Origin of the sequence: Corynebacterium sp. S5S1 (assembly GCF_001913985.1) — a bacterium.
GTDB classification, from domain to species: Bacteria; Actinomycetota; Actinomycetes; order Mycobacteriales; family Mycobacteriaceae; genus Corynebacterium; species Corynebacterium marquesiae.
The window spans coordinates 1-18,999 of the sequence record NZ_MKXT01000025.1 but is presented as its reverse complement, the minus strand read 5'-3'; the positions used below and the strand labels follow the sequence as shown (position 1 = coordinate 18,999).

The following is an 18,999-nucleotide window of genomic DNA, read 5'->3' as shown; positions in this document are numbered from 1 at the left end:
AGGACCTATATGTTTTCAACTCGTGTAGCTGGTGCGGTGCTATCTACCGCCTTGTTTTTCCCAGCGGTGGCACACGCCCAGCTGCCGCCGGAAGTAGAGGCTGCTATTGCCGCTCCCATTTCGGTTCCTGCCGGCCAGACCACGACTGTAAGCTTGCCCGTGCCGGCCGAAGCCAGCTACTCCGGCGATGGGTGGAGCGTGTCTGCCTCTGGTACCTCCGCTACCATCACCGCCCCAGCGGAAGGCGGCCAAGTCTCGGTTCCTGTCTCCGCCCAAGGCATGAATGCGACCCTGACGCTGGTAGCCGATGGGTCGGTTGCGCAGGAGGACATTCAGGAAGAAATTGATGGCGCGGAAGGCGGACCGGCCCCAGCTCCAGCGCCAGATTCGGGCTCTGATAAGCCGACTGGAGGTGATAACGCTCCAGCAGGAAAAGGTGCCGAGGGCGGAGATGGCAAGCCCGCGCCGTCGAAGGAAAATAGCAACTTGCCGGTTGTTCCAGGTGAAAAGCCGGAGCGCAAGCCTGCTGGGGAAGCCAACCTTGAAGGCGCGGAATACGTCAACCTTGAATCCAAAATCGAAGGCAATACTATTACCGCGAAGATGGGCTTCAAGCAGGCCTTTGACCTCTACCAGCAGTTCAAGGACACGCAAGAAAACGACGTCACGCTGCGTTACCTCGATGGCGAGGGCAATATCATCCAAGGCGTAAAGCGTGACGTGGATGCCTCTTCTCGAACCCTCACCTTGACTTATCCGGAGGGCGAGGCGCCTGATAATCCCTTTATCATGCAGTTGCTTCGCAATGACGGTTCTGGGGCCGCACTCATCGTCACCCTACAGGACCCTAACTATCAATCCGCCGCGGAAAACCTCGATGAGCGCCAGCGAAAGGAACCCAAAGAAGAAGACGGCGGCTCACATTTGGGCTGGATTATTGGAGGGGCAGCTGCGGCGGTACTCATCGCGCTCATAGCTCTGGTGGCAATCCGCAAACGCCGTTCCAGTCAACGCTAAACACTTGATATAGACTAAGTCTCGGTACTTTTAACCTGTAACGGGTACGCTTTAATGACAACGTTGTAATCAACCCTAAGCCAAGTGTCATGGTCCGGAACTTGGCGTCAAGGAAGCAGGTGTGACTGTGAGCGAAGAGGGTCTATTTTCTGCCTCTGACGTAGAGGTGGGGCTGACCGGTCGTCCTATCCGTGAGTTACCGGAACCCGCACCCTTGGAAAAACATGGGCCGGCCACCATCATTTCGATGTGTAACCAAAAGGGTGGCGTAGGTAAAACCACCTCAACGATCAATATGGGTGCCTGCTTGGCGGAATACGGCCGTAAAGTCCTCTTGGTTGACCTTGACCCCCAGGGCGCGCTTTCGGCGGGTCTCGGGCTCACGCATGATGATATCGAGGACACCATCTATGACGTGATGCTCGATAGTCACACCTCTATTCATTCCGCTATCCAGCACACCGGGGTATCGGGCTTGGATCTGGTGCCGGCGAATATCGACCTTTCTGCTGCGGAAATACAGATGGTCAATGAAGTCGGTCGCGAGCACACCCTTGCCCGCGCGTTGCGTCCGGTGCGCCGCGATTATGATTTCATCATTATTGACTGCCAGCCCTCCTTGGGCTTGCTTACCGTCAACGCCCTTGCTTGCTCACAGGGTGTGATCATCCCTATGGAGTGCGAGTTTTTCTCCCTGCGCGGTTTGGCGCTGTTGACCGATACCGTGGAGAAGGTTTCTGATCGCATTAACTTTGATCTTGAGGTCATGGGAATCCTAGTGACCATGTTTGATCGCCGGACCAAGCACGCCCGGGAAGTGATGTCCCGAGTGGTGGATTACTTTGGCGATAAGGTCTTTGACACAGTCATTACCCGGACCGTTCGATTCCCAGAGACTTCGGTAGCCGGCGAGCCGATTACTACCTGGGCACCCAGCTCCCCGGCCACACAGCAGTACCGGAACCTGGCCAAAGAGGTCATCGAGCGCTCGACCCTTTAAGGTATCGTGACCCAGCCGGAGATTACGGGCTTTCGCATTGCACTGCGAAATTTTGAAGGCCCTTTTGACCTGCTATTGCAGCTTATTCAGTCGAAGAAGATGGACGTGACGGAGGTTGCGCTGTCAGAAGTAACGGACGAATTTGTGGCGTATACACGCCAGTTGGGCGCATCTGCTGATCTGGATGAGACCACTGATTTTTTATTGGTGGCAGCCACGCTTTTGGATTTGAAGGCAGCGCGGCTTCTGCCGCGCGGTGATGTCGACGATATTGAAGACTTGGAACTGCTGGAGTCGCGCGACCTCCTTTTTGCCCGTCTGTTGCAGTACAAGGCTTATAAGCAAGCAGCGGACCAATTCGCCGTGTGGCAGCGCGAGGCGCAGCGCAGCTATCCGCGTGCGGTTTCCATCGAGGAGAAGTTTGCGGAACTCTTGCCTCCAGTTTCGCTCGGCCATACGCCGGCCAGTTTTGCCGAGCTAGCGGCGGGCGTGTTCCGTCCCAAGCCACCGGAGGAAGTGGCAACCGGTCACGTACACACCGTAGCAGTATCGGTGCCAGAGCAGGCCGGCAAGATTTTGGAAACGCTCAAGCTACTCGGCGCAGGTCAATGGACCAGCTTTGGTGCTCTAACCCGCGACTGTACGGTTTCTATGCAGGTAGTGGGGCGTTTCTTGGCCCTGTTGGAGTTGTACAAGGCCAAGGCGGTTGATGCACAACAAGAAGAAGCGCTGGGTCAGCTGGACCTATCGTGGACAGGCCTAGATGTTGACCCAGCGGTAGTTGCCGCAGCGAACTGGGACTAAGGGCGCTGCTGGATGAATTTCAGCGTCTCGGGGGAGAGCTCGCGGTCGGAGTAGACGCGTACGTCTGGTTCCTCAGGGTTGTCCTCGGAGCCTATGCGGCGCCCTTCCCATACCTGTTGGAGCCCTTGCTTTTCGATGACCCGGATGGCTGCCGGGTGGTTTGTCGTAACGCGGGCCGTAATGGGGGAGTCGGGATCAACTTGGCGGATACTCTTTGACGCCGCCGAGGTGATCTCTGTGGCAAAGCCTGAACCCCAATGGGCGGGACGCAGGCGGTATTTGATGTCCCAGAAATTTCCATCTTCGACGAAGATGGCGCCGCCAACGCCGACGAATTCCGAAGGGTTATGGCGCAAATAGGCGGCCCAAGGCCCGAAGTGGTGGGCGTCCCATGACTGAGAGGATGCTTGTGCGAGTGCGCGCGTGGTGCGGATATCGGCGAAGCGCCCGTTGGGTCGGTGGCTCCAAATTCGTCCGTCGCTGTAGACCTTGTGGGTCTCTTCGGTATTTGCAGCGGACAGCGGGATGAGGATGAGTCTGGCGGTGCGAGTGATAGTTTCCATGACAATATGTTATACGCGTCACAGACGGCACCGAAAGTGATTTGGAGAAATTTCAGCAATTTTTCCTATCCAGTAAACTCGGGCGCTATGGATCTTCCCCTCATCTCGCAGCTGCGTTCCCGTCTTGAGTCCATATTGCTTGTGCTCGACTCCCCAGCCTCTGTGGAGTCATTGGCGCGTGCGCTGGGGGCGGAAAGGGACGTCGTCAGTGATTGCCTGCGTTCTATTCAGCGGGAGTTGGATAGTCGCGGTTCTGGTATTGACCTGCGCGAGACCCAGGAGGGGTGGCGCTTTTATACGCGCACCGAAAATGCCGGGGCAGTCGAAGAATTTCTCTTGGATGGCGCCCAAACCAAACTCTCCCGCGCTGCCCTGGAGACTTTGGCGGTAGTGGCCTATCGCCAGCCCGTTACTCGCCAGCAGGTGGCGGCGGTTCGCGGCGTCAACGTTGACGGTGTTATGCGAACCCTTAACCTGCGTGGATTGGTCCGAGAGTTGCCGCAGGATGATTTTGAGGGCTCCGCTCACCGGTACGAGACGACAGAATTGTTCCTCGAGCTATTGGGGATCGATTCTTTGGAGCGCCTGCCAGACTTGGCGCCGCTGTTGCCTGACGTAGAGGCGATCGACGAAGAGTACTAGCGTGGGGTAGGATTGCCCAGGTAATTTCATATCTTCGAGAGAAAAGGACACGTAGGTGACTCCTCCCGCTCGCCGTGACGGCACACCGGATAAGAAGCAGCGAGACAGTGACATCATTGTCTCCAATGCCAAGCCGGCCCGCCACCAGCATGTATCAAAGAAAAAGCAGAAGGCTACCGCAGAATCCGTAGCCCGCGAATTGGGCGCCGATTGGCTGGTCAATGAAGACAAGCCCAAGGGAGAGCGCCTCCAAAAGGTGCTCGCCAAGGCGGGCGTCGCTTCCCGCCGCCACGCAGAAATCCTCATCGATGCCGGCCGAGTTGAGGTCAACGGCAAGATCATCGCCAAACAAGGCGTCAAGGTAAATCCCTCCGTTGATGTCATCCGAGTAGATGGTGTGCGCGTCAATGTCAATGAAAAACACGAATATTTTGTGCTCAATAAGCCGCGCGGCATGCAGTCCACCATGTCTGATGACCTAGGGCGCCCGTGCGTGGGTGACGTGGTTTCAGAAAAGGTCGCAGCCGGCCAGCGACTCTTTCATGTCGGCCGCCTCGACGCCGATACGGAAGGCCTGCTCATCCTCACTAATGATGGCGAGTTAGCCAACCGCTTGATGCACCCTAAGTACGAGGTAACCAAGACCTACCTCGCCACCGTATTGGGCGAGGCCGATAGGAAGCTCGTGCGACAGCTCAAGGAAGGCATCGAGCTGGAAGACGGAGTGGCAAAGGCCGATTTTGCGCAGGTAGTTGATACCAACCAGGGCTTTTCCTTAGTGCGTATTGAGCTGCATGAGGGCCGCAAGCATATTGTGCGCCGCATGTTGAAGGAGGCGGGATTCCCCGTGCAGCGCCTGGTGCGCACCAAACTGCATACAGTCCAGCTAGGCGATATGAAGCCTGGCGGTCTGCGTGCCCTCAACTCCAGCGGGCTGACTAGCCTGTACAAGGCGGTGGAGATGTAATGATTTCTAATATGCCGAATGACGGTCTCATCCTAGCCGTGGATGGCCCATCTGGAACTGGAAAGTCGACCACCTGCCGTGCACTGGCCAAGCAGTTGGACGCAAAGTACGTCGACACCGGTGCTATGTACCGGGTGGCAACGCTTGCGGTGCTGCGTGAAGGCGTTGACCCTGCTGACACCGCCGCGGTTATTGCGGCTACGGCCAATCTGCCCTTGGGGGTATCCGATGACCCGGATTCCACCGAGGTACTCCTCGGCGGCGAGGACGTCTCGCGCGTTATTCGAGAAGACGAAGTCACCCGGAACGTTTCCGCCGTATCTGCCATTCCGGAGGTACGCGAGAATCTGGTTGCGCTGCAGCGCAAGCTTGCCCGCGAGGCTCACCGCGCGATTGTAGAAGGCCGCGATATTGGCACTGTGGTGCTTGCCGACGCTCCCGCTAAGGCATTCATGACTGCCTCTGCCGAGGTCCGCGCTCAGCGCCGCCAAGCCCAAAATGAAAAGGCGGGCATCGCTTCGGATTACGAGACGGTACTCGCAGACGTCCAGCGCCGGGACGCTGCGGATTCTTCCCGCAAGGCCTCACCTCTGCGCCCGGCGGAAGACGCAACCCTAGTCGATACCTCCAATATGAGCCCAGAGGATGTGCTGGAAGCTCTGATTAACGTGGTAAAGGAGTCGGTCAATGACTAATCACGATCCCCAGGAAGAGTCGGAGACTCAGTTCCACTACCCGGCCGGAAAATTCGATGATGAGGTGGTAGAAGCCTCTCCTGGTTGGGCCGCCGATGATTTCAATACCGAGGAATTCGACTATGACTTCGATGACTCGGAATTTGGTGAGGCTGATTATGGCGACGGTGCGCACGCAGAAGAGCCGCTGAGTGAAGAGGAGTGGGAAGAACTCTCCCGCGCTTTCGGTGTGGAGTCCGATGATCACACCGAAGAAGCTTTGTGCACGGTGGCCGTAGTCGGGCGCCCAAATGTGGGTAAGTCCTCCTTGGTTAACCGTTTCCTTGGACGCCGCGAAGCGGTGGTAGAGGACCACCCTGGAGTTACTCGTGACCGAATTTCCTACGTTGCGGACTGGAACGGTCAGCGCTTTTTGGTACAGGACACTGGTGGCTGGGATCCCAACGTGAAGGGTATCCATGCGGCGATTGCCCGCCAGGCAGAAGTAGCCATGGAAACCGCCGATGTCATCGTTATGGTGGTAGACACCAAGGTGGGCATCACGGAGACGGATGAGGTCATGGCTCGCCGCCTGCAGAAATCGCCTGTGCCAGTGATTTTGGTATCGAATAAGTTCGACTCCGATAATCAGTACGCGGATATGGCGGAATTTTATGCCTTGGGCTTGGGTGATCCGTGGCCCGTATCCGCCCAGCATGGCCGCGGCGGTGCGGACGTGCTCGATGAGATTTTGCGGGTCTTCCCTGAAGAACCACGGCAGACCGCGATTACCTCTGGCCCTCGCCGCGTCGCATTGGTGGGCAAGCCTAACGTGGGCAAGTCCTCGCTGCTGAATAAGCTCACCAGCGAGGAGCGCTCCGTGGTCGACAACGTCGCGGGAACCACCGTGGATCCGGTTGACTCTCTAGTTCAGCTGGATGAGCAGCTGTGGAAGTTTATTGATACTGCGGGCCTGCGCAAAAAGGTGAAGAACGCGCAGGGGCATGAGTACTATGCGTCCTTGCGCACTCGCGGCGTTATCGATGCTGCCGAGGTCTGCATCATGCTTATCGACGCCTCTGAGGAGATCTCCGAGCAGGACCAGCGCGTGCTCAATATGGTGCTCGAAGCCGGCAAGGCCCTAGTCATTGCGTTTAATAAGTGGGACCTTATGGATGAGGATCGCCGCTATTACTTAGACCGCGAGATTGAACAGCAGCTGAGCCACTTGCCGTGGGTCACGCGTGTGAATATCTCTGCGGAAACAGGCCGCGCGCTGCAGAAGCTGGAGCCGGCCATGATTGAGGCACTGGAAAGCTGGGATCAGCGTGTGTCCACGGGCCAGTTGAATAACTGGTTGCGTGAGGCTATCGCGGCTAATCCGCCGCCGATGAAGAATAACCGTCTGCCGCGCGTATTGTTCGCTACGCAGGCCTCGACTCAGCCGCCGACCATCGTCTTGTTTACGACGGGCTTCTTGGACGCGGCGTATCGCCGCTACCTTGAGCGGAAGTTCCGCGAGCGGTTTGGTTTCCACGGAACGCCCATTCGCATCGCAGTGCGAGTGAGGGAGAGGCGCGGCAAGAAACGCTAGCAGTATGCCCTTTACGCTGGGATTATAGCACTCAGGCGAGCGATTGTTGCACCGGACACGGTGTGAGAATTCGCTCGCCTTTCCGTTTATGTCCGATCATGTGGGTCTGGATAGGATATAACCAGTTAATAATTCTCTCGTGATGGAAGGCTCAGCATGCTAGCCAGCGTCATTGCGCCAGATTCAATTCTGGCCATCGTGCTCCAAGTCATCATCATTCTCAGTGCCCTGCTTCTGGGCACTCGATATGGTGGCATCGGATTAGGACTTATTTCCGGCATCGGTTTGATGCTGATGGTCTTTGTCTTCGGCCTTGCCCCGGGTGAGCCGCCGGTATCTGTGATGCTGACCATCATTGCGGTCATCGGTTGCGCGGCTACCTTGCAACAGGCGCGCGGCCTGGAAGTGATGATGCAATTTGCCGAGAAGTTTCTCCGCGCGCACCCAGAGCGTATTACCATCCTTGCGCCGCTGACCACCTGGTTCCTAACGGTACTGTGCGGTACGGGCCACGTGGTGTACACGATGTTTCCGATCATCGAGGATATTGCCCTGAAGAAGGGCATCCGCCCAGAGCGTCCTATGGCCGTCGCATCAACGTCGGCTCAGATGGGTATTACGGCCTCGCCAGTATCTGTGGCCACCGTGTCCCTAGCATCTATCATCGCGGAAAATGCCGGCGCTATCGATCACGCCTATTCTATTCCGCAGATCCTCATGGTGGCTATGCCCGCCTCGCTTGCCGGTGTCATTCTTGCCTCGCTGTGGTCGCTGCGCCGCGGAAAGGATTTGGACGAGGACCCGGCTTTCCAGGAGCGAATGAAGGATCCGGAGTTTGCAGAGAGCATTCACCAGTCCACCGGGTCGCTTCTGGACGAGGAATTTTCGCCAGAAGCAAAACGCGCGGTGGTTATCTTCCTTTTGGCTATTGCCAGCGTGGTGGCGCTCGGTGCGTTTGAATTCCTGCGCCCCCTCGTTCCAGGCGACGATGGCGAGTTGAGCCCGCTATCTATGAACCTGGTTATCCAGATGGTCATGCTTGTTGCCGGCGCAATCATATTGCTCAGCTGCAAGGCTGACCCGAAGAAGATCGCGTCCACTCCAGTGTTTAAGGCCGGTATGACGGCAGTATTCTCCGTCTTCGGTGTGGCGTGGATGGCAGATACCTTCTTCGAAGCCCACATCGATGCCCTGGAGTCCAACCTTGGGTCCGTGGTGGAGGCCGCCCCGTGGGCCTACGCGGTGGTATTGGTCATCGTGTCCAAGCTGGTCAACTCCCAGGCCGCCGCCCTAGTTGCCATCGCTCCGATTGGCCTGCAGCTCGGCATCGATCCCGCCGTTATCGTTGGTTTCTACGGTGCAGCATATGGCTACTTCATTTTGCCAACCTACCCTTCCGATCTAGCCTGCATCGGCTTCGACCGCACGGGCACTACGCACATTGGCAAGTTCGTCATCAATCACTCCTTCCTTGTGCCTGGAGCGATTTCGGTCTTCACCTCCTGCGTGGTGGGCTCGCTATTGGCGCAGGTCCTGCTCTAATCCTAATCCCGTACCAGCACGAAGGCATCCGTGCGGTACGGGATGCGTAGTTTTTGCCCCGGTTTAAACCCCATGTGCTCGTAGAGGTACCAATCCAGGTTGTGGGTCATGCGTTCGTGGATGGTTTCGCCATTGCGCAACCAGTAGGAGCGGGTGTGCATCAGCTGGTGAAGCTGCTCGGGGGTAAGTTCGTGTTCCCAGGTCAAGCGGAGTTCACGGTCTAAAACCCACGGTGCGGTGTAGGTGGGGTAAAAACCCGGTTTGTGCACGTCGCCAGAGTGCATTATGCGCGAGAGCCGCAGGATCCAGGGGTCCGCGTTGACATCAAGCGTGTTCCACACTAGGAGAATCTTCCCGCCCGGCGCGAGGACGCGGTCAAGCTCTGCACAGACGGCTGGTACGTCGACCCAGTGCCAGGTTTGGGCGAGGCAGGCGGCGTCTAAGGAGGCGTCGGCAAGCGCGGTGTTTTCAGCTGTAGCACGAAGGACTGGCAGGTGGAGGTGCGCTGCGAGGATTCCAGCCATATCGGCGGAGGGCTCCAGAGCCAAAATTCGAGCATTGGGTAGGGACTCGGTGAGCTTTCCAGTTCCGGCCCCGATATCGGCAACGGTATGGGCGTCAGCGATAAGGGTAGAAACCTCGTCCGGATAGCCGGGGCGCACATCGTGATAGGTGCTCGCGCCATGACGGAAGGCCTGAGCGGAAGCGGTGCGTTGTGCGGCATCGCGGAAGCCAGGGCCTTGTCTAGTGGAGGCCTTGCGGTAGCTAGGGAAGTGGCTGGGATTGGGGCGGCGAGTCGACATAACCTATCTAACCTACCGCGAATTAGAATGGCTGCCTATGAGGACACTTCCTGCACCATCAGATCCCAGGTGGCTGCTAAAGACTGTCTTTTCTCGTCCATCCCTCACCGTGCCGGCTGCACTCTGCATGGCTGTATCTTTTTTGCTTAACGGATCGACTCCAGTGATAGTGGGACATGCCATTGATGAAGCTGTCTCGGAAGGAGACGTTGACCGACTAGGCATGTGGCTAGTGGTATTGGGGGTAGCTTTTGGTCTTAATGCCATAGCCGCATGGTTCGGACGCGGCCTCAACGCGCGAGCCATGCTAGTAATTGGGCACGATCTGCGCATGGCCATCACGGATAGGATTCAGGATCCGCGGGGCATTGCAGGCGAGCCCCGCAGCGCCGGCGAACTGCTTGCCATCGCCTCCACAGACGCACGGCGCGTGCAGAATGCCGTTATGATGACGGTCTTTCCCGTCGCTGAGATCGCTGCCATTGTGTATGTGGCGATCATGGCTAGCCGTATTAACCTGCCTTTAGGCATCGCCATTTTGTGTGGCGGGCCGTTAATGGTGTGGGGCTCAGTGCGCGCGGCGAAGCCTCTGCGCACGCGTTCCGGAAGCCGCCAAGCGGCGTTGGCGAAGGGCAGTTCCATGGCCACCGATGTGGTCCAGGGCCTGCGGATCCTTAAGGGCCTGGGTGCAGTAGCCACTGTCAGTCACCGATATTCCACGGTGTCTGGAGCTGCCTTCGAACGAACAGTAGAGGCCAATGCTGCCCAAGCGCGACTTAATGCGACTACGGAGATTTTGGGCTCGGTGTATGTCATTGCGGTGGGCATTGGTGCAGGCGTGATGGCCATGCACTCCATGGTGAGCGTAGGTGAACTCATTACGGTTATCGGCCTCACGCAATTCATTATCACCCCGATGACGATGCTGGGCCGAAATATCGCCTCGCGGTGGGCGGCCGCACAGGCAAGCGCAGAGCGTATTATTGCCGTCCTCGCCGCACCCGGGGTAGAGAAAAGTGAACCGCAGGTTCCGGCCCTCGCTCCTGGGGTCAACGTGGTGCCCGAGCCTATTCCAGAGGATCTCGTCTTCTTGCCGCGCGAGCGGTTCCTGGTTGTTCCACACGAAACTATGCTTTTTGAGGGGACCGTGCGGGACAATATTCATCCGGATAGCGCAAGGGCACAACGAGCCCTCTTCGTAGCTGCGGGCGAAGATATACCGGGCGGGTTGGACCGCCAGGTGGGAGAAGGCGGCCGAAACCTCTCCGGCGGACAACAACAGCGCGTAGCGCTGGCACGAGCCATTGCTGCGGACGCGGAGATCTTAGTTTTAACCGATCCAACAACCGCCGTGGACTCGGTGACCGAACAGGAAATTGCCCAGCGGGTGGCGCATCACCGCGGGCCTAAGCCCACGCTTGTCTTCACCACCTCGCCGGCGTGGGCAGCAGTGGGGGCAGAGCTATGATGCGGTTTCCTACGGCCTCCTGGCCTCAAGTGCGTAAGGAAGTGGGTCGCCAGCTTTCCGACGTCCCCGCCGCCCGCTGCCAAGCCGCAGCGGCCTTAGCCTTGCTTACCGCAGGGGCCGGCAGCAATGTAGCGATTCCCATCCTGTTGGGAAAGATCGTCGACGCAGTCATTACTCAGGGCGCCATTGTGCCCATTGGTATTTCCTTAGTGCTGGTGGCCGCGGTCTCGGCATTGTTTTCCGCGGCAGGGTTCTATGTCCTTTCCCGCCTGAGCGAACGCGTGATCTCCGCTTTGCGCGAAGATATGGTTTCTACCGCTCTCCGCTTGCCTACCCACCGTGTGGAGGAAGCCGGCACTGGGGATTTGGTCTCTCGCTCTACCGATGATGTAGCAGAACTCTCTGCTGCCGTCACCGAGACCGTCCCCGTGCTGGCCAAATCTGCTTTCGCCATCGCAACTACGGGGGTGGCACTAGTCAGCCTCAATTGGCAATACCTACTGGTCGTAGGTGCAGTTGCGCCGCTTTATGTATTTGCCGCGCGCCAGTACCTGCAGCGCGCTCCGCAGCGCTATACCGACGAACGCGCTGCCATGGCGGAACGGGCGCGCAGACTCCTGGAGTCAATTCGCGGGCGAAAGACTGTGCGCGCCTTTGGCATGGAAGATCAGATGCACGTTGGGATTGAACGTGCCTCCGCACAGGTGGTGGACAAGGGGTACGCCGCGCGAAGGACAATGATGGTCTTGCAGCTATGGATGACGGTCATCGAGTTAGTTATGCTGGTCTGCGGTTTGCTCATCGGCTTTTGGGTGGTGCAGGCTGGGGCGCTCACCGTTGGCTCAGTCACCGCGGCCATGCTCCTTCTTATTCGCTTGCGGGGCCCGCTCATGGGATTGATGCGAGTAATCGATACCGTTCAATCCGGCTATGCCTCTCTGTCTCGAATAGTTGGGGTGGTCATGGATCCGCCACGGGCAGTGCCAGACTTCGGCGCGCCGACCCCAGGTGGGGTTGCCGAATTAAAAGAAGTGAGCTTCAGCTACGATGACGGCGGCTGGGCTGTGCAAGACGTGAACCTTAAGCTTCCCGCTGGACACACCGTAGCTTTAGTGGGAGCCTCTGGTGCGGGAAAGACCACGGTCGCTGCTCTTCTGGCCGGACTGCGAGTCCCGGCTACCGGAACAGTCTTGGTGGATGGAGTAGAGGTATCGGCCCTTTCTGATTCCGAAAGGGTGGCGCGTTTAGCGATGATTTCCCAAGAGGTTCACGTATTCTCAGGAACCCTGCGCGAAGATTTGTCCTTGGCCGCCCCGCAAGCTTCAGACGCACAAATGGAAGATGCATTACAGCGCGTCGGCGCACAGTGGTATGCGCAGTTAGAGGAGGGCCTAGATACGGTCATTGGCGCTCAGGGAATCCACCTTGCCCCAGTAGCAGCGCAGCAGCTTGCCCTGGCGCGAATATTGCTTTTAGATCCCAAGATCGTCATCATGGACGAGGCCACCGCAGAGGCCGGATCGGCGGGGGCGGAAGCTCTGGAAGAAGCCGCCGCAGAGGTCACCCGTAGGCGAACCGCACTGATAGTGGCGCACCGACTAGACCAAGCCGCACGAGCCGATAGCATCGCCGTAATGGACAACGGGCGGGTGGTGGAGCAAGGCAGTCACCACGAACTGTTAGATTATGGTGGCCGCTATAAGCAACTATGGACCGCATGGCAGAAGGGACGACAAAGATGAACGCGAGGTCGCTACGGGCCCTGGTTGGTGCGGTAGCAGTGATTTTCCTTGCCGTTGCCGGCGCATCATGTTCGGCCGATTCGCCCGACTCCGCGCCCCAAGCAGGCCCAACTGAGACGAAAAACCTAGGGATTCCAACCTCCGCACCGCTAAGCGGACCCGAGCCAGGCAGCTATACCACCGTTAATCTGCCATCGGGCCGTTCCTTCATCCTCAGCGTGCCCAAGGACTACACGGGGGATAAAAAGTGGCCCATCGTCCTGGCCTTTCCAGGCTGGGGACAATCTGCCGAAAATCTCCGCGGCTATTCCCGCCTCGATGCCGCTGATGCCATCACCATTTTCGCAGAAGGTAAAAAGAAGGCTTGGAGCCCTGCTCCTTATGCCAAGACGTCAACAGCAGAAGACAAAAAATTTGTTCGCGACATCATTGATGCCGTTCGAGCAACGTATAGGGTAGATGACTCCCGGATTTTTGCTACCGGCATGTCGAACGGCGGCGGGTTTGCCGCCTACCTGGCCTGTCAGATGCCCGATGTTTTTAAGTCCGTGGCTACCGTTTCCGCTGCCTACTACAAAGATATTCTTAAAGACTGTGCCCATTCCCCCGTGGGTCGATTGGATATTCACGGCACCGTGGACCCCGTGGTGGGTTACTACGGTGGAACGCGCCATAAGACCAAGTACTATTCCGTGGAATCCGTGCTGGAACAAGACCGTAAACGCAATGGTTGCTCTACCAAGGTCGATACGACCCGCCTGGTCAACAATGCACTCGATATGAAGTGGAGCGGCTGTACCGCACCGCTTGAACACATCCGTATCGCCGGAGGCTCACACGTATGGCCCGGTGGTACAGCAGACGCGCACAATGAGGTAGGCAAATTCTTTGCTACCGACCGCGTCCTAGACTTCTTCGGTATTCCCGGTCGCCCGTCCGGTACCGCACAGACTTAGTCCGGTCTATAGACATGAAAGCTAGCGCCTGGAACCTTGCGCACCCTCTCAATGCAAATGTCTGCCACGGTAGAAAAGCCCGCGCGATGAGCAGCGCTACGCGGGGAGGTAGGCTCGGGAATTTGCACAAGGTGAAAAGACCGAGTGCCCCCATCGTCGTTATTGAGTTCTACTACTGCCTGCGCAGTGGTGCCGGAACCCGCAAAAAAGTCTAGGACGCGCGCATCCTTTCCACCCGCAATGGAAATGAGGTGCTTAATCAAGCGCACCGGCTTGGGAAACTCGAAAACGCCCTCGAGCCCCATGATGTCCTCAGCATCGCGTCGGCCGGTACGGGTTACTCCAAAGCGCTCCCCGTCAAGGATAGAGCGTGGGCGCGCTCCCACCTTCTGATAGTTCTTGGTATAGACAAAACCTCGCCGGAAGACGAGCTCATCGAAGCGCTGCTCAACCTTATCTCGGCCCCAGCGCCAACGGGCGACTTTTTCTTTTCCCGCCGGCTGGTGCGGCCAATACTCCTTGCCATCGGGACCGGAGATAGGGAAGTCGAGGGAGGGAAGATACCCAAGGGTCTTAGAATCTAAACGCACCAAGGAATACTTCCCTTTGTCGTCCTCATGGTTGTATTTGGTGGAAGTATGGCCTTGGAGATCGACATTGAAACCGGGATTGTTAGGAGTTCGGGAGTAGCACAGAATATATTCATGCTCTACCACTGCGTACTTAGAATCGTTTTTGCCGGTGCCGGCCTTTTTCCAAATCAACTGGCCGGCAAAGCACTCCTCCCCAAAAACTTCATCGAGTACCTTGCGCGTATTGGCCACTTCGTCTTCTCCAATGGAGACAAAAATGAAACCTTGTGCGGAAAGTACATCTCGGGCCAAGATGAGTCGGGGAAGCATCATCGACAGCCACTGCGAGTGCCATTCTGCATAGCTTCCGGAACGCATCTGGCGGCGTAAACGATAGTTATCGCGGTAGACAAAGTCCTTGCCGGTGTTATAAGGCGGGTCGATATAGATGACGTCAAAGAGTTCCCCGCGGTTGGCAAGCCCTTGTAGAACCGGAAGATTATCTGCCGTAATAATGGCGTTGTCCGCGTCACAGGCTGTGCTGAGCGCAGCATCACGCGTGAAACGCTGTGTCAGCGGCGCGCTAGCGGCTGCTCGGGCAGCCTCTTTGCCCGGCCATACTAAGCCAAAGAATTCCCTGGCCGTTTCCGAAGTGGACGGGGGCGCTGGGGTAGTTGAAGCCATGGTGCGAAGCCTTCGTTGGTAAATCGTCGATACCGTCTTACGCTATCATTTGCAAGACTGAGGAAATTTGGCCTGAAGCTAAATTGTGCATCCTGATTTTGCTTATACTTCGCTAGGGTAGGGCTAAAGCGGCAGGCCTTATTGGGTGCTCGATAGGCTGCGGGGGTGTCTGGATGCCCCTGAGAACAATCGCGCTGCGGGGCGGAAAAATTTATTTGGTCTAGTGGCCGAAGAGACTTTTCGGTGGCATGTTGGCTCAAGTGTCGGTACGTTGGGGTGTGTTGCCGGACATGGCAGCTTTTAGATAAAGCTAGAACTAGAAGAAAGGATAACCACATGGGTATCTTCGATAAGGCAAAGGACGCACTGAACTCCGATAAGGGCGAAGAGCTCAGCGACAAGGGCTTGGACAAGGCAGCTGACGCGGCTAAGGACAAGCTCGGCGAGGACAAGGCCGACCAGATCGACAAGGCTCGTGACGCAGCTGACGGCAAGCTCGGTAACGAGTAAATAGCTTCGCCCGCTTAAAGGGCGAATGGCTACTTTTTATTTTGGCCCCCAGCCCGCAAGGGCTGGGGGCCAAAGCTATATAAAGACCAGCAGCATAAAGCTGGCAAAGGTCTATATAGGTGCTTCCACCTTTTTATGGGTGACTCAACTTATAAAGTGAATGTATCCCAAGCAAATCTGCATGAAATCGCTAGGATTGTGTTTGTGAACAATCTTGAAGGCACCGTTTCCCATGCGGGCTCGACTAGGCAGCGCTTGCTGGATCAGAGTGCCCGTATCCTGGCTAAGGGTGGGCGCGACGCTTTAAAGGTTTGTGCTGTGGCGGAGCAGATCGCTGTTCCCGTCGATGAAGCTAAGTCTTTATTTGAAGATGACCATGACCTTTACATTCAGACCATCCGGTTCTTAGATGAGCGTCTCCGAGTAGCCTCCTACGAGGCACTCGATAAACTGCCGGATGGCGCGACCGCAATTCAGAAACTTCGCGAGTCTGCCAAGGTCTACTTCAACTTGGCTCTTGATAACCCCACCTGCTTCGCCGCCTATAACAACTGCGAGACGGCAACGAGCTTTCCCAACTTTGAGGACGGCATTGAAGAGTCGAAAAGCTTTGATGCCTTCCCGCCCACTTTCCGCCGGATGCTTGAACGCATGCGGGAAGCCGCCATTGCAGCACGCGGCGATTTTGATCACCGCTTGGTAGTGATCCAAGCACTTACTTTCTTATCTGAGTTGCAGGGCATTACTCACTTGGCCACGTTCGGCATTATGCGTCACCTCTCGCCCACTGCGAAGAAGCAGACCTTCAATGTTTGCATTGAGACTTTATTCTCTGGGCTGGAACTTAGCTTGCGTGACGGGGAGATTGCGCCCTTTGAACCGCTAGCACTCGTTGGCGAACCAGCGGGACCGTTTACTACAGCAGCAAAGGACATGCCAAAGTCTACGGCTGAGGAAAAGCGTGCAGCCATCTTCCGTGGTGCGGCGGAAGAGATTGCCTATAACGGTCTTCCTAGCTTGCATCTCGGCTCTGCTGCTGCGCGAGCAGGCGTAGATTTGGCAGACGCGGAGCATCTTTTCGATGGTAATTCTCACCTGCAGCGCTCTTTGGAAGAGTCTTTGGATGAAGCCAATATGCTAGCGATCATGCGCCAGAACCAGGCCGTGCCAGAAGGATCCCACGGGCTGGATTATATTAAGGCAACCGGCTTCGGATATTTGGAGTATGCGCTGGAAGACCCCGTCGGCTTTGTCGCCCTCATTGAGGTATCAAGCCGCTCGATTGTTCCCGTCTCTTTCGAAGAGTCCGGCGATACTGAGCAACCATTCGATATGAGTAAGGCCTTCACCTTCATCATGAATCTGGTGCGCGATGCCATTTCTGAGTCGAATGGGCCGCGATCGCCATGGATTCTCTTCACCCAGATTGCGGCGCTGTGGGCCTGCATCCACGGCTTCTCGCAGTTGAGTACCGTAGGAGCCTTGCGCTATCACTCGGCTGATTTCTACTCCAACCTAGCTTCCAAGGTGATGGACGTAGTCATTCAGGGCATGGTCAATGTCCTTGAGCTAAAGAAGCCAGAATAGGAAATCAAGTAATAAAGGGGACCCGCAGCGGGCTCCCCTTTTTCTATATCCATCCCCGGGCACGTGCCGTAGTTGCTGCCTCAAAGCGGTTCCCAGTTCCTGTCTTGGCGATGAGCGAAGAGACAATATTGCGCACTGTCCCAGTGCTCAGATGAAGGTGCCCGGCAATCTGGCGGGTGTCGCTACCCTCCAAGACATGACGTGTGACCTCCTTTTCGCGTGCGGTTAGTGGATTGTCGGGCGTGAAAATAGTCTCTTTGGCCAGTGCAGGGTCGATGACCTTTAGACCGGCGTGCACTCGCCTAATGGCTTCGGCAAGTTGTTCGGGTGGGGTGTCTTTGACTACGAAGCCAGCTACGCCCGTTTCCAGCGCACGTTTGACGTAGCCACTGCGACCAAAGGTCGTGACAATCAGGCCGCGGCAACCCGTGCCCTCTAGTTCAGCGGCCGCATCAAGACCGTTCTTACCGGGCATTTCAATATCGAGTAGCGCAACGTCGACGCCATGCTTGGCGACGAGCCCCGCAACCTGCCCGCCCGTTGCGCACTCAGCTACAACGCTGATATCTGGCTCTGTCTCCAAGAGGGCAACTAGCGCCCCACGCACTAATGATTGGTCCTCAGCAATGAGAACTCGGATGGGATCAGTCATTGTCTGAGCCTCCGGCGGTAGTAAGAGGAAGAAAGTCCGTGTCGCCATTCATAGTAACCAAGGCCAGAGTAAAGCCATTGCGGCGTGCAAAGAGCAGGTGTCCGCCAGCATCCGTTATGCGTTTGCGCAAACCGTCAATCCCACCGTGAGCACGAGAAAGGCTTTCGTCAGCGTCAAACCCGCAGCCATCGTCCACCACTTGGAGTTGGTGGTCTGTCACCTGGACCCAACAGTGCGCTGCGCCTGAGTGACGGACCACGTTTGTGGTTAGCTCGCGTAGGGCCCAGGAAAATTCGGCGTCGTAAAGCCCAGCGCTTTTTGCCGCAGAGGGCAAGTACGACACAATGCCGGCAGTGTCGAGTGCCCTTTGAGTCGCGTGGATTTCTCCTTCGAAAGTGGGCATGCGCATCCGGGTTACTGTGGAGCGGACTTCCGCCAAGCCTCTCCGAGAAAGCGTGCTCACCTCCTGGAGCTCCTGCTGCGCCCGTTGCGGATCCGAATCTATTAGACGGCGGGCAAGCTCTGATTTGAGGTTGATAACGGTTAAAGAGTGGCCCAAGAGATCGTGAACATCGGTAGCGATATCCTCGCGTTGGCGTGCCAAGTCCAATTCATGTTCCAATTCAGAGCGGCTATCTTCACGCTGGGAAAATGTACCTAACAGCACTAGTAGTATCGGCCAGGCGAAGAGGACTATCAGGGCCCAGCCGGTGCTTTCAGGAGCGAAGAACCACGTGGTGGTGGCGAGCACGGTCCCCATTAGCAGGGTAAGCGCTAATGCCCGGCGTAGCGAGAGGTTAAAGCCGAGCAGCGCCGCCAGGTAAGGCACAAACGTGACGGCTATTATCCCAAAGAAACCAATTGATATCGCTGCGATGGCCGCGAGTAACACCCAGTAAAGCCCGACCCGCTGTCCTAACCGCCATCCGCGTGGGTAGTAGCCCACAGCGCCAAAAGAAAGGAAGTAGACAGCACTAAACGCTAGAACGCACGCAGAAGCCCCAATTCGTCCAGTGAGCGTCGTGCCCGGCGCGGCAAAGGTCATCACCAACCCGGGAATGAGGAAGACCAACCATACGCTGGCGAAAAGAGCGCTATTGAGGCTAAAACCGCGCCACGGCTCGTGAACTGCTCCCCATTAGTTGGACTGAGAAATCAGTTGCCAACAACTAGTGGGGAGCATTTTCTTTGAGAGCACGTAGTTCGCTGAGTGAAGTTCAGC

The 18,999-nt window shown here is 57.0% G+C and carries 18 protein-coding genes; 13 read left to right on the top strand and 5 right to left on the bottom strand.

Annotation, left to right across the window (positions count from 1 at the left end; all coding sequences use genetic code 11):
- Nucleotides 1–9: 9 nt before the first annotated feature.
- The 3 genes from BKN05_RS09265 (at nucleotide 10) to BKN05_RS09255 (ending at nucleotide 2,821) form a co-directional block, all read left to right on the top strand.
- Nucleotides 10–1,017 (top strand): hypothetical protein, encoded by a 1,008-nt coding sequence (locus BKN05_RS09265; RefSeq protein ID WP_286688503.1) that lies wholly within the window; start codon nucleotides 10–12, stop codon nucleotides 1,015–1,017.
- A 127-nt stretch (nucleotides 1,018–1,144) separates the two neighbouring features.
- On the top strand, nucleotides 1,145–2,017 hold the full coding sequence (locus BKN05_RS09260; protein WP_225747385.1) for a ParA family protein: 873 nt from the start codon (nucleotides 1,145–1,147) through the stop codon (nucleotides 2,015–2,017).
- 6 nt (nucleotides 2,018–2,023) lie between these two features.
- Nucleotides 2,024–2,821, top strand: coding sequence for a segregation and condensation protein A (locus tag BKN05_RS09255; RefSeq protein ID WP_286688502.1), 798 nt, complete (start codon nucleotides 2,024–2,026; stop codon nucleotides 2,819–2,821).
- Here the strand turns inward: BKN05_RS09255 and BKN05_RS09250 are convergent.
- Entirely contained in the window at nucleotides 2,818–3,384 is a 567-nt protein-coding gene (locus tag BKN05_RS09250) for a GNAT family N-acetyltransferase (RefSeq protein ID WP_286688501.1), read from the bottom strand. The genes BKN05_RS09255 and BKN05_RS09250 overlap by 4 nt on opposite strands.
- A gap of 87 nt (nucleotides 3,385–3,471) precedes the next feature.
- Here BKN05_RS09250 and scpB point away from each other — a divergent pair, with 87 nt between their 5' ends.
- From scpB to BKN05_RS09225, 5 genes are all read left to right on the top strand, one after another.
- Nucleotides 3,472–4,026 (top strand): SMC-Scp complex subunit ScpB, encoded by a 555-nt coding sequence (gene scpB, locus BKN05_RS09245; RefSeq protein WP_286688500.1) that lies wholly within the window; start codon nucleotides 3,472–3,474, stop codon nucleotides 4,024–4,026.
- A 55-nt stretch (nucleotides 4,027–4,081) separates the two neighbouring features.
- On the top strand, nucleotides 4,082–4,993 hold the full coding sequence (locus BKN05_RS09240; protein WP_286688499.1) for a pseudouridine synthase: 912 nt from the start codon (nucleotides 4,082–4,084) through the stop codon (nucleotides 4,991–4,993).
- The gene (gene cmk, locus BKN05_RS09235; protein ID WP_225746984.1) at nucleotides 4,993–5,688 is read left to right on the top strand and encodes a (d)CMP kinase; all 696 of its coding nucleotides are present in this window, start codon (nucleotides 4,993–4,995) and stop codon (nucleotides 5,686–5,688) included. Before BKN05_RS09240 ends, cmk begins: the two co-directional genes overlap by 1 nt.
- A complete protein-coding gene (der, locus tag BKN05_RS09230; RefSeq protein ID WP_286688498.1) occupies nucleotides 5,681–7,261 on the top strand; it encodes a ribosome biogenesis GTPase Der in 1,581 nt (526 codons plus the stop codon). The genes cmk and der overlap by 8 nt, the downstream gene beginning before the upstream one ends.
- 156 nt (nucleotides 7,262–7,417) lie before the next feature.
- The gene (locus BKN05_RS09225) at nucleotides 7,418–8,803 is read left to right on the top strand and encodes an anaerobic C4-dicarboxylate transporter (RefSeq protein WP_286688497.1); all 1,386 of its coding nucleotides are present in this window, start codon (nucleotides 7,418–7,420) and stop codon (nucleotides 8,801–8,803) included.
- A gap of 2 nt (nucleotides 8,804–8,805) precedes the next feature.
- Here BKN05_RS09225 and BKN05_RS09220 read toward each other — a convergent pair whose 3' ends face one another.
- Nucleotides 8,806–9,606: a class I SAM-dependent methyltransferase gene (locus BKN05_RS09220; RefSeq protein ID WP_286688496.1), complete on the bottom strand. Its 801-nt coding sequence runs from the start codon at nucleotides 9,604–9,606 to the stop codon at nucleotides 8,806–8,808.
- Nucleotides 9,607–9,733: 127 nt separating this feature from the next.
- On the opposite strand from BKN05_RS09220, the gene BKN05_RS09215 reads away from it, so the two are divergent.
- The 3 genes from BKN05_RS09215 to BKN05_RS09205 are packed head-to-tail and all read left to right on the top strand — an operon-like array spanning nucleotide 9,734 to nucleotide 13,772.
- Complete coding sequence (locus BKN05_RS09215; protein WP_353743553.1) at nucleotides 9,734–11,074, top strand: ABC transporter transmembrane domain-containing protein; 1,341 nt, start codon at nucleotides 9,734–9,736, stop codon at nucleotides 11,072–11,074.
- On the top strand, nucleotides 11,074–12,816 hold the full coding sequence (locus BKN05_RS09210) for an ABC transporter ATP-binding protein (protein ID WP_286688510.1): 1,743 nt from the start codon (nucleotides 11,074–11,076) through the stop codon (nucleotides 12,814–12,816). Before BKN05_RS09215 ends, BKN05_RS09210 begins: the two co-directional genes overlap by 1 nt.
- Nucleotides 12,813–13,772, top strand: a complete 960-nt coding sequence (locus BKN05_RS09205; protein WP_286688494.1) for a CE1 family esterase — start codon at nucleotides 12,813–12,815, stop codon at nucleotides 13,770–13,772. The genes BKN05_RS09210 and BKN05_RS09205 overlap by 4 nt, the downstream gene beginning before the upstream one ends.
- On the opposite strand, the gene BKN05_RS09200 is transcribed toward BKN05_RS09205, so the two are convergent.
- The gene (locus tag BKN05_RS09200; RefSeq protein WP_286688493.1) at nucleotides 13,769–15,028 is read right to left on the bottom strand and encodes a site-specific DNA-methyltransferase; all 1,260 of its coding nucleotides are present in this window, start codon (nucleotides 15,026–15,028) and stop codon (nucleotides 13,769–13,771) included. The two genes, BKN05_RS09205 and BKN05_RS09200, sit on opposite strands and share 4 nt — an antisense overlap.
- A 336-nt stretch (nucleotides 15,029–15,364) precedes the next feature.
- Here BKN05_RS09200 and BKN05_RS09195 point away from each other — a divergent pair, with 336 nt between their 5' ends.
- Together BKN05_RS09195 and BKN05_RS09190 are read left to right on the top strand one after the other, a co-directional pair.
- The gene (locus BKN05_RS09195; protein ID WP_198493015.1) at nucleotides 15,365–15,538 is read left to right on the top strand and encodes an Rv0909 family putative TA system antitoxin; all 174 of its coding nucleotides are present in this window, start codon (nucleotides 15,365–15,367) and stop codon (nucleotides 15,536–15,538) included.
- A gap of 204 nt (nucleotides 15,539–15,742) precedes the next feature.
- Nucleotides 15,743–17,125 carry a TetR/AcrR family transcriptional regulator gene (locus BKN05_RS09190; RefSeq protein ID WP_286688492.1) on the top strand — a complete coding sequence of 461 codons (1,383 nt, stop codon included), beginning with the start codon at nucleotides 15,743–15,745 and terminating at the stop codon, nucleotides 17,123–17,125.
- Nucleotides 17,126–17,168: 43 nt separating this feature from the next.
- On the opposite strand, the gene BKN05_RS09185 is transcribed toward BKN05_RS09190, so the two are convergent.
- Together BKN05_RS09185 and BKN05_RS09180 are read right to left on the bottom strand one after the other, a co-directional pair.
- A complete protein-coding gene (locus tag BKN05_RS09185; RefSeq protein ID WP_286688491.1) occupies nucleotides 17,169–17,777 on the bottom strand; it encodes a response regulator transcription factor in 609 nt (202 codons plus the stop codon).
- Nucleotides 17,770–18,537, bottom strand: coding sequence for a sensor histidine kinase (locus BKN05_RS09180; protein ID WP_316082800.1), 768 nt, complete (start codon nucleotides 18,535–18,537; stop codon nucleotides 17,770–17,772). Before BKN05_RS09180 ends, BKN05_RS09185 begins: the two co-directional genes overlap by 8 nt.
- Nucleotides 18,538–18,999: the final 462 nt, after the last annotated feature.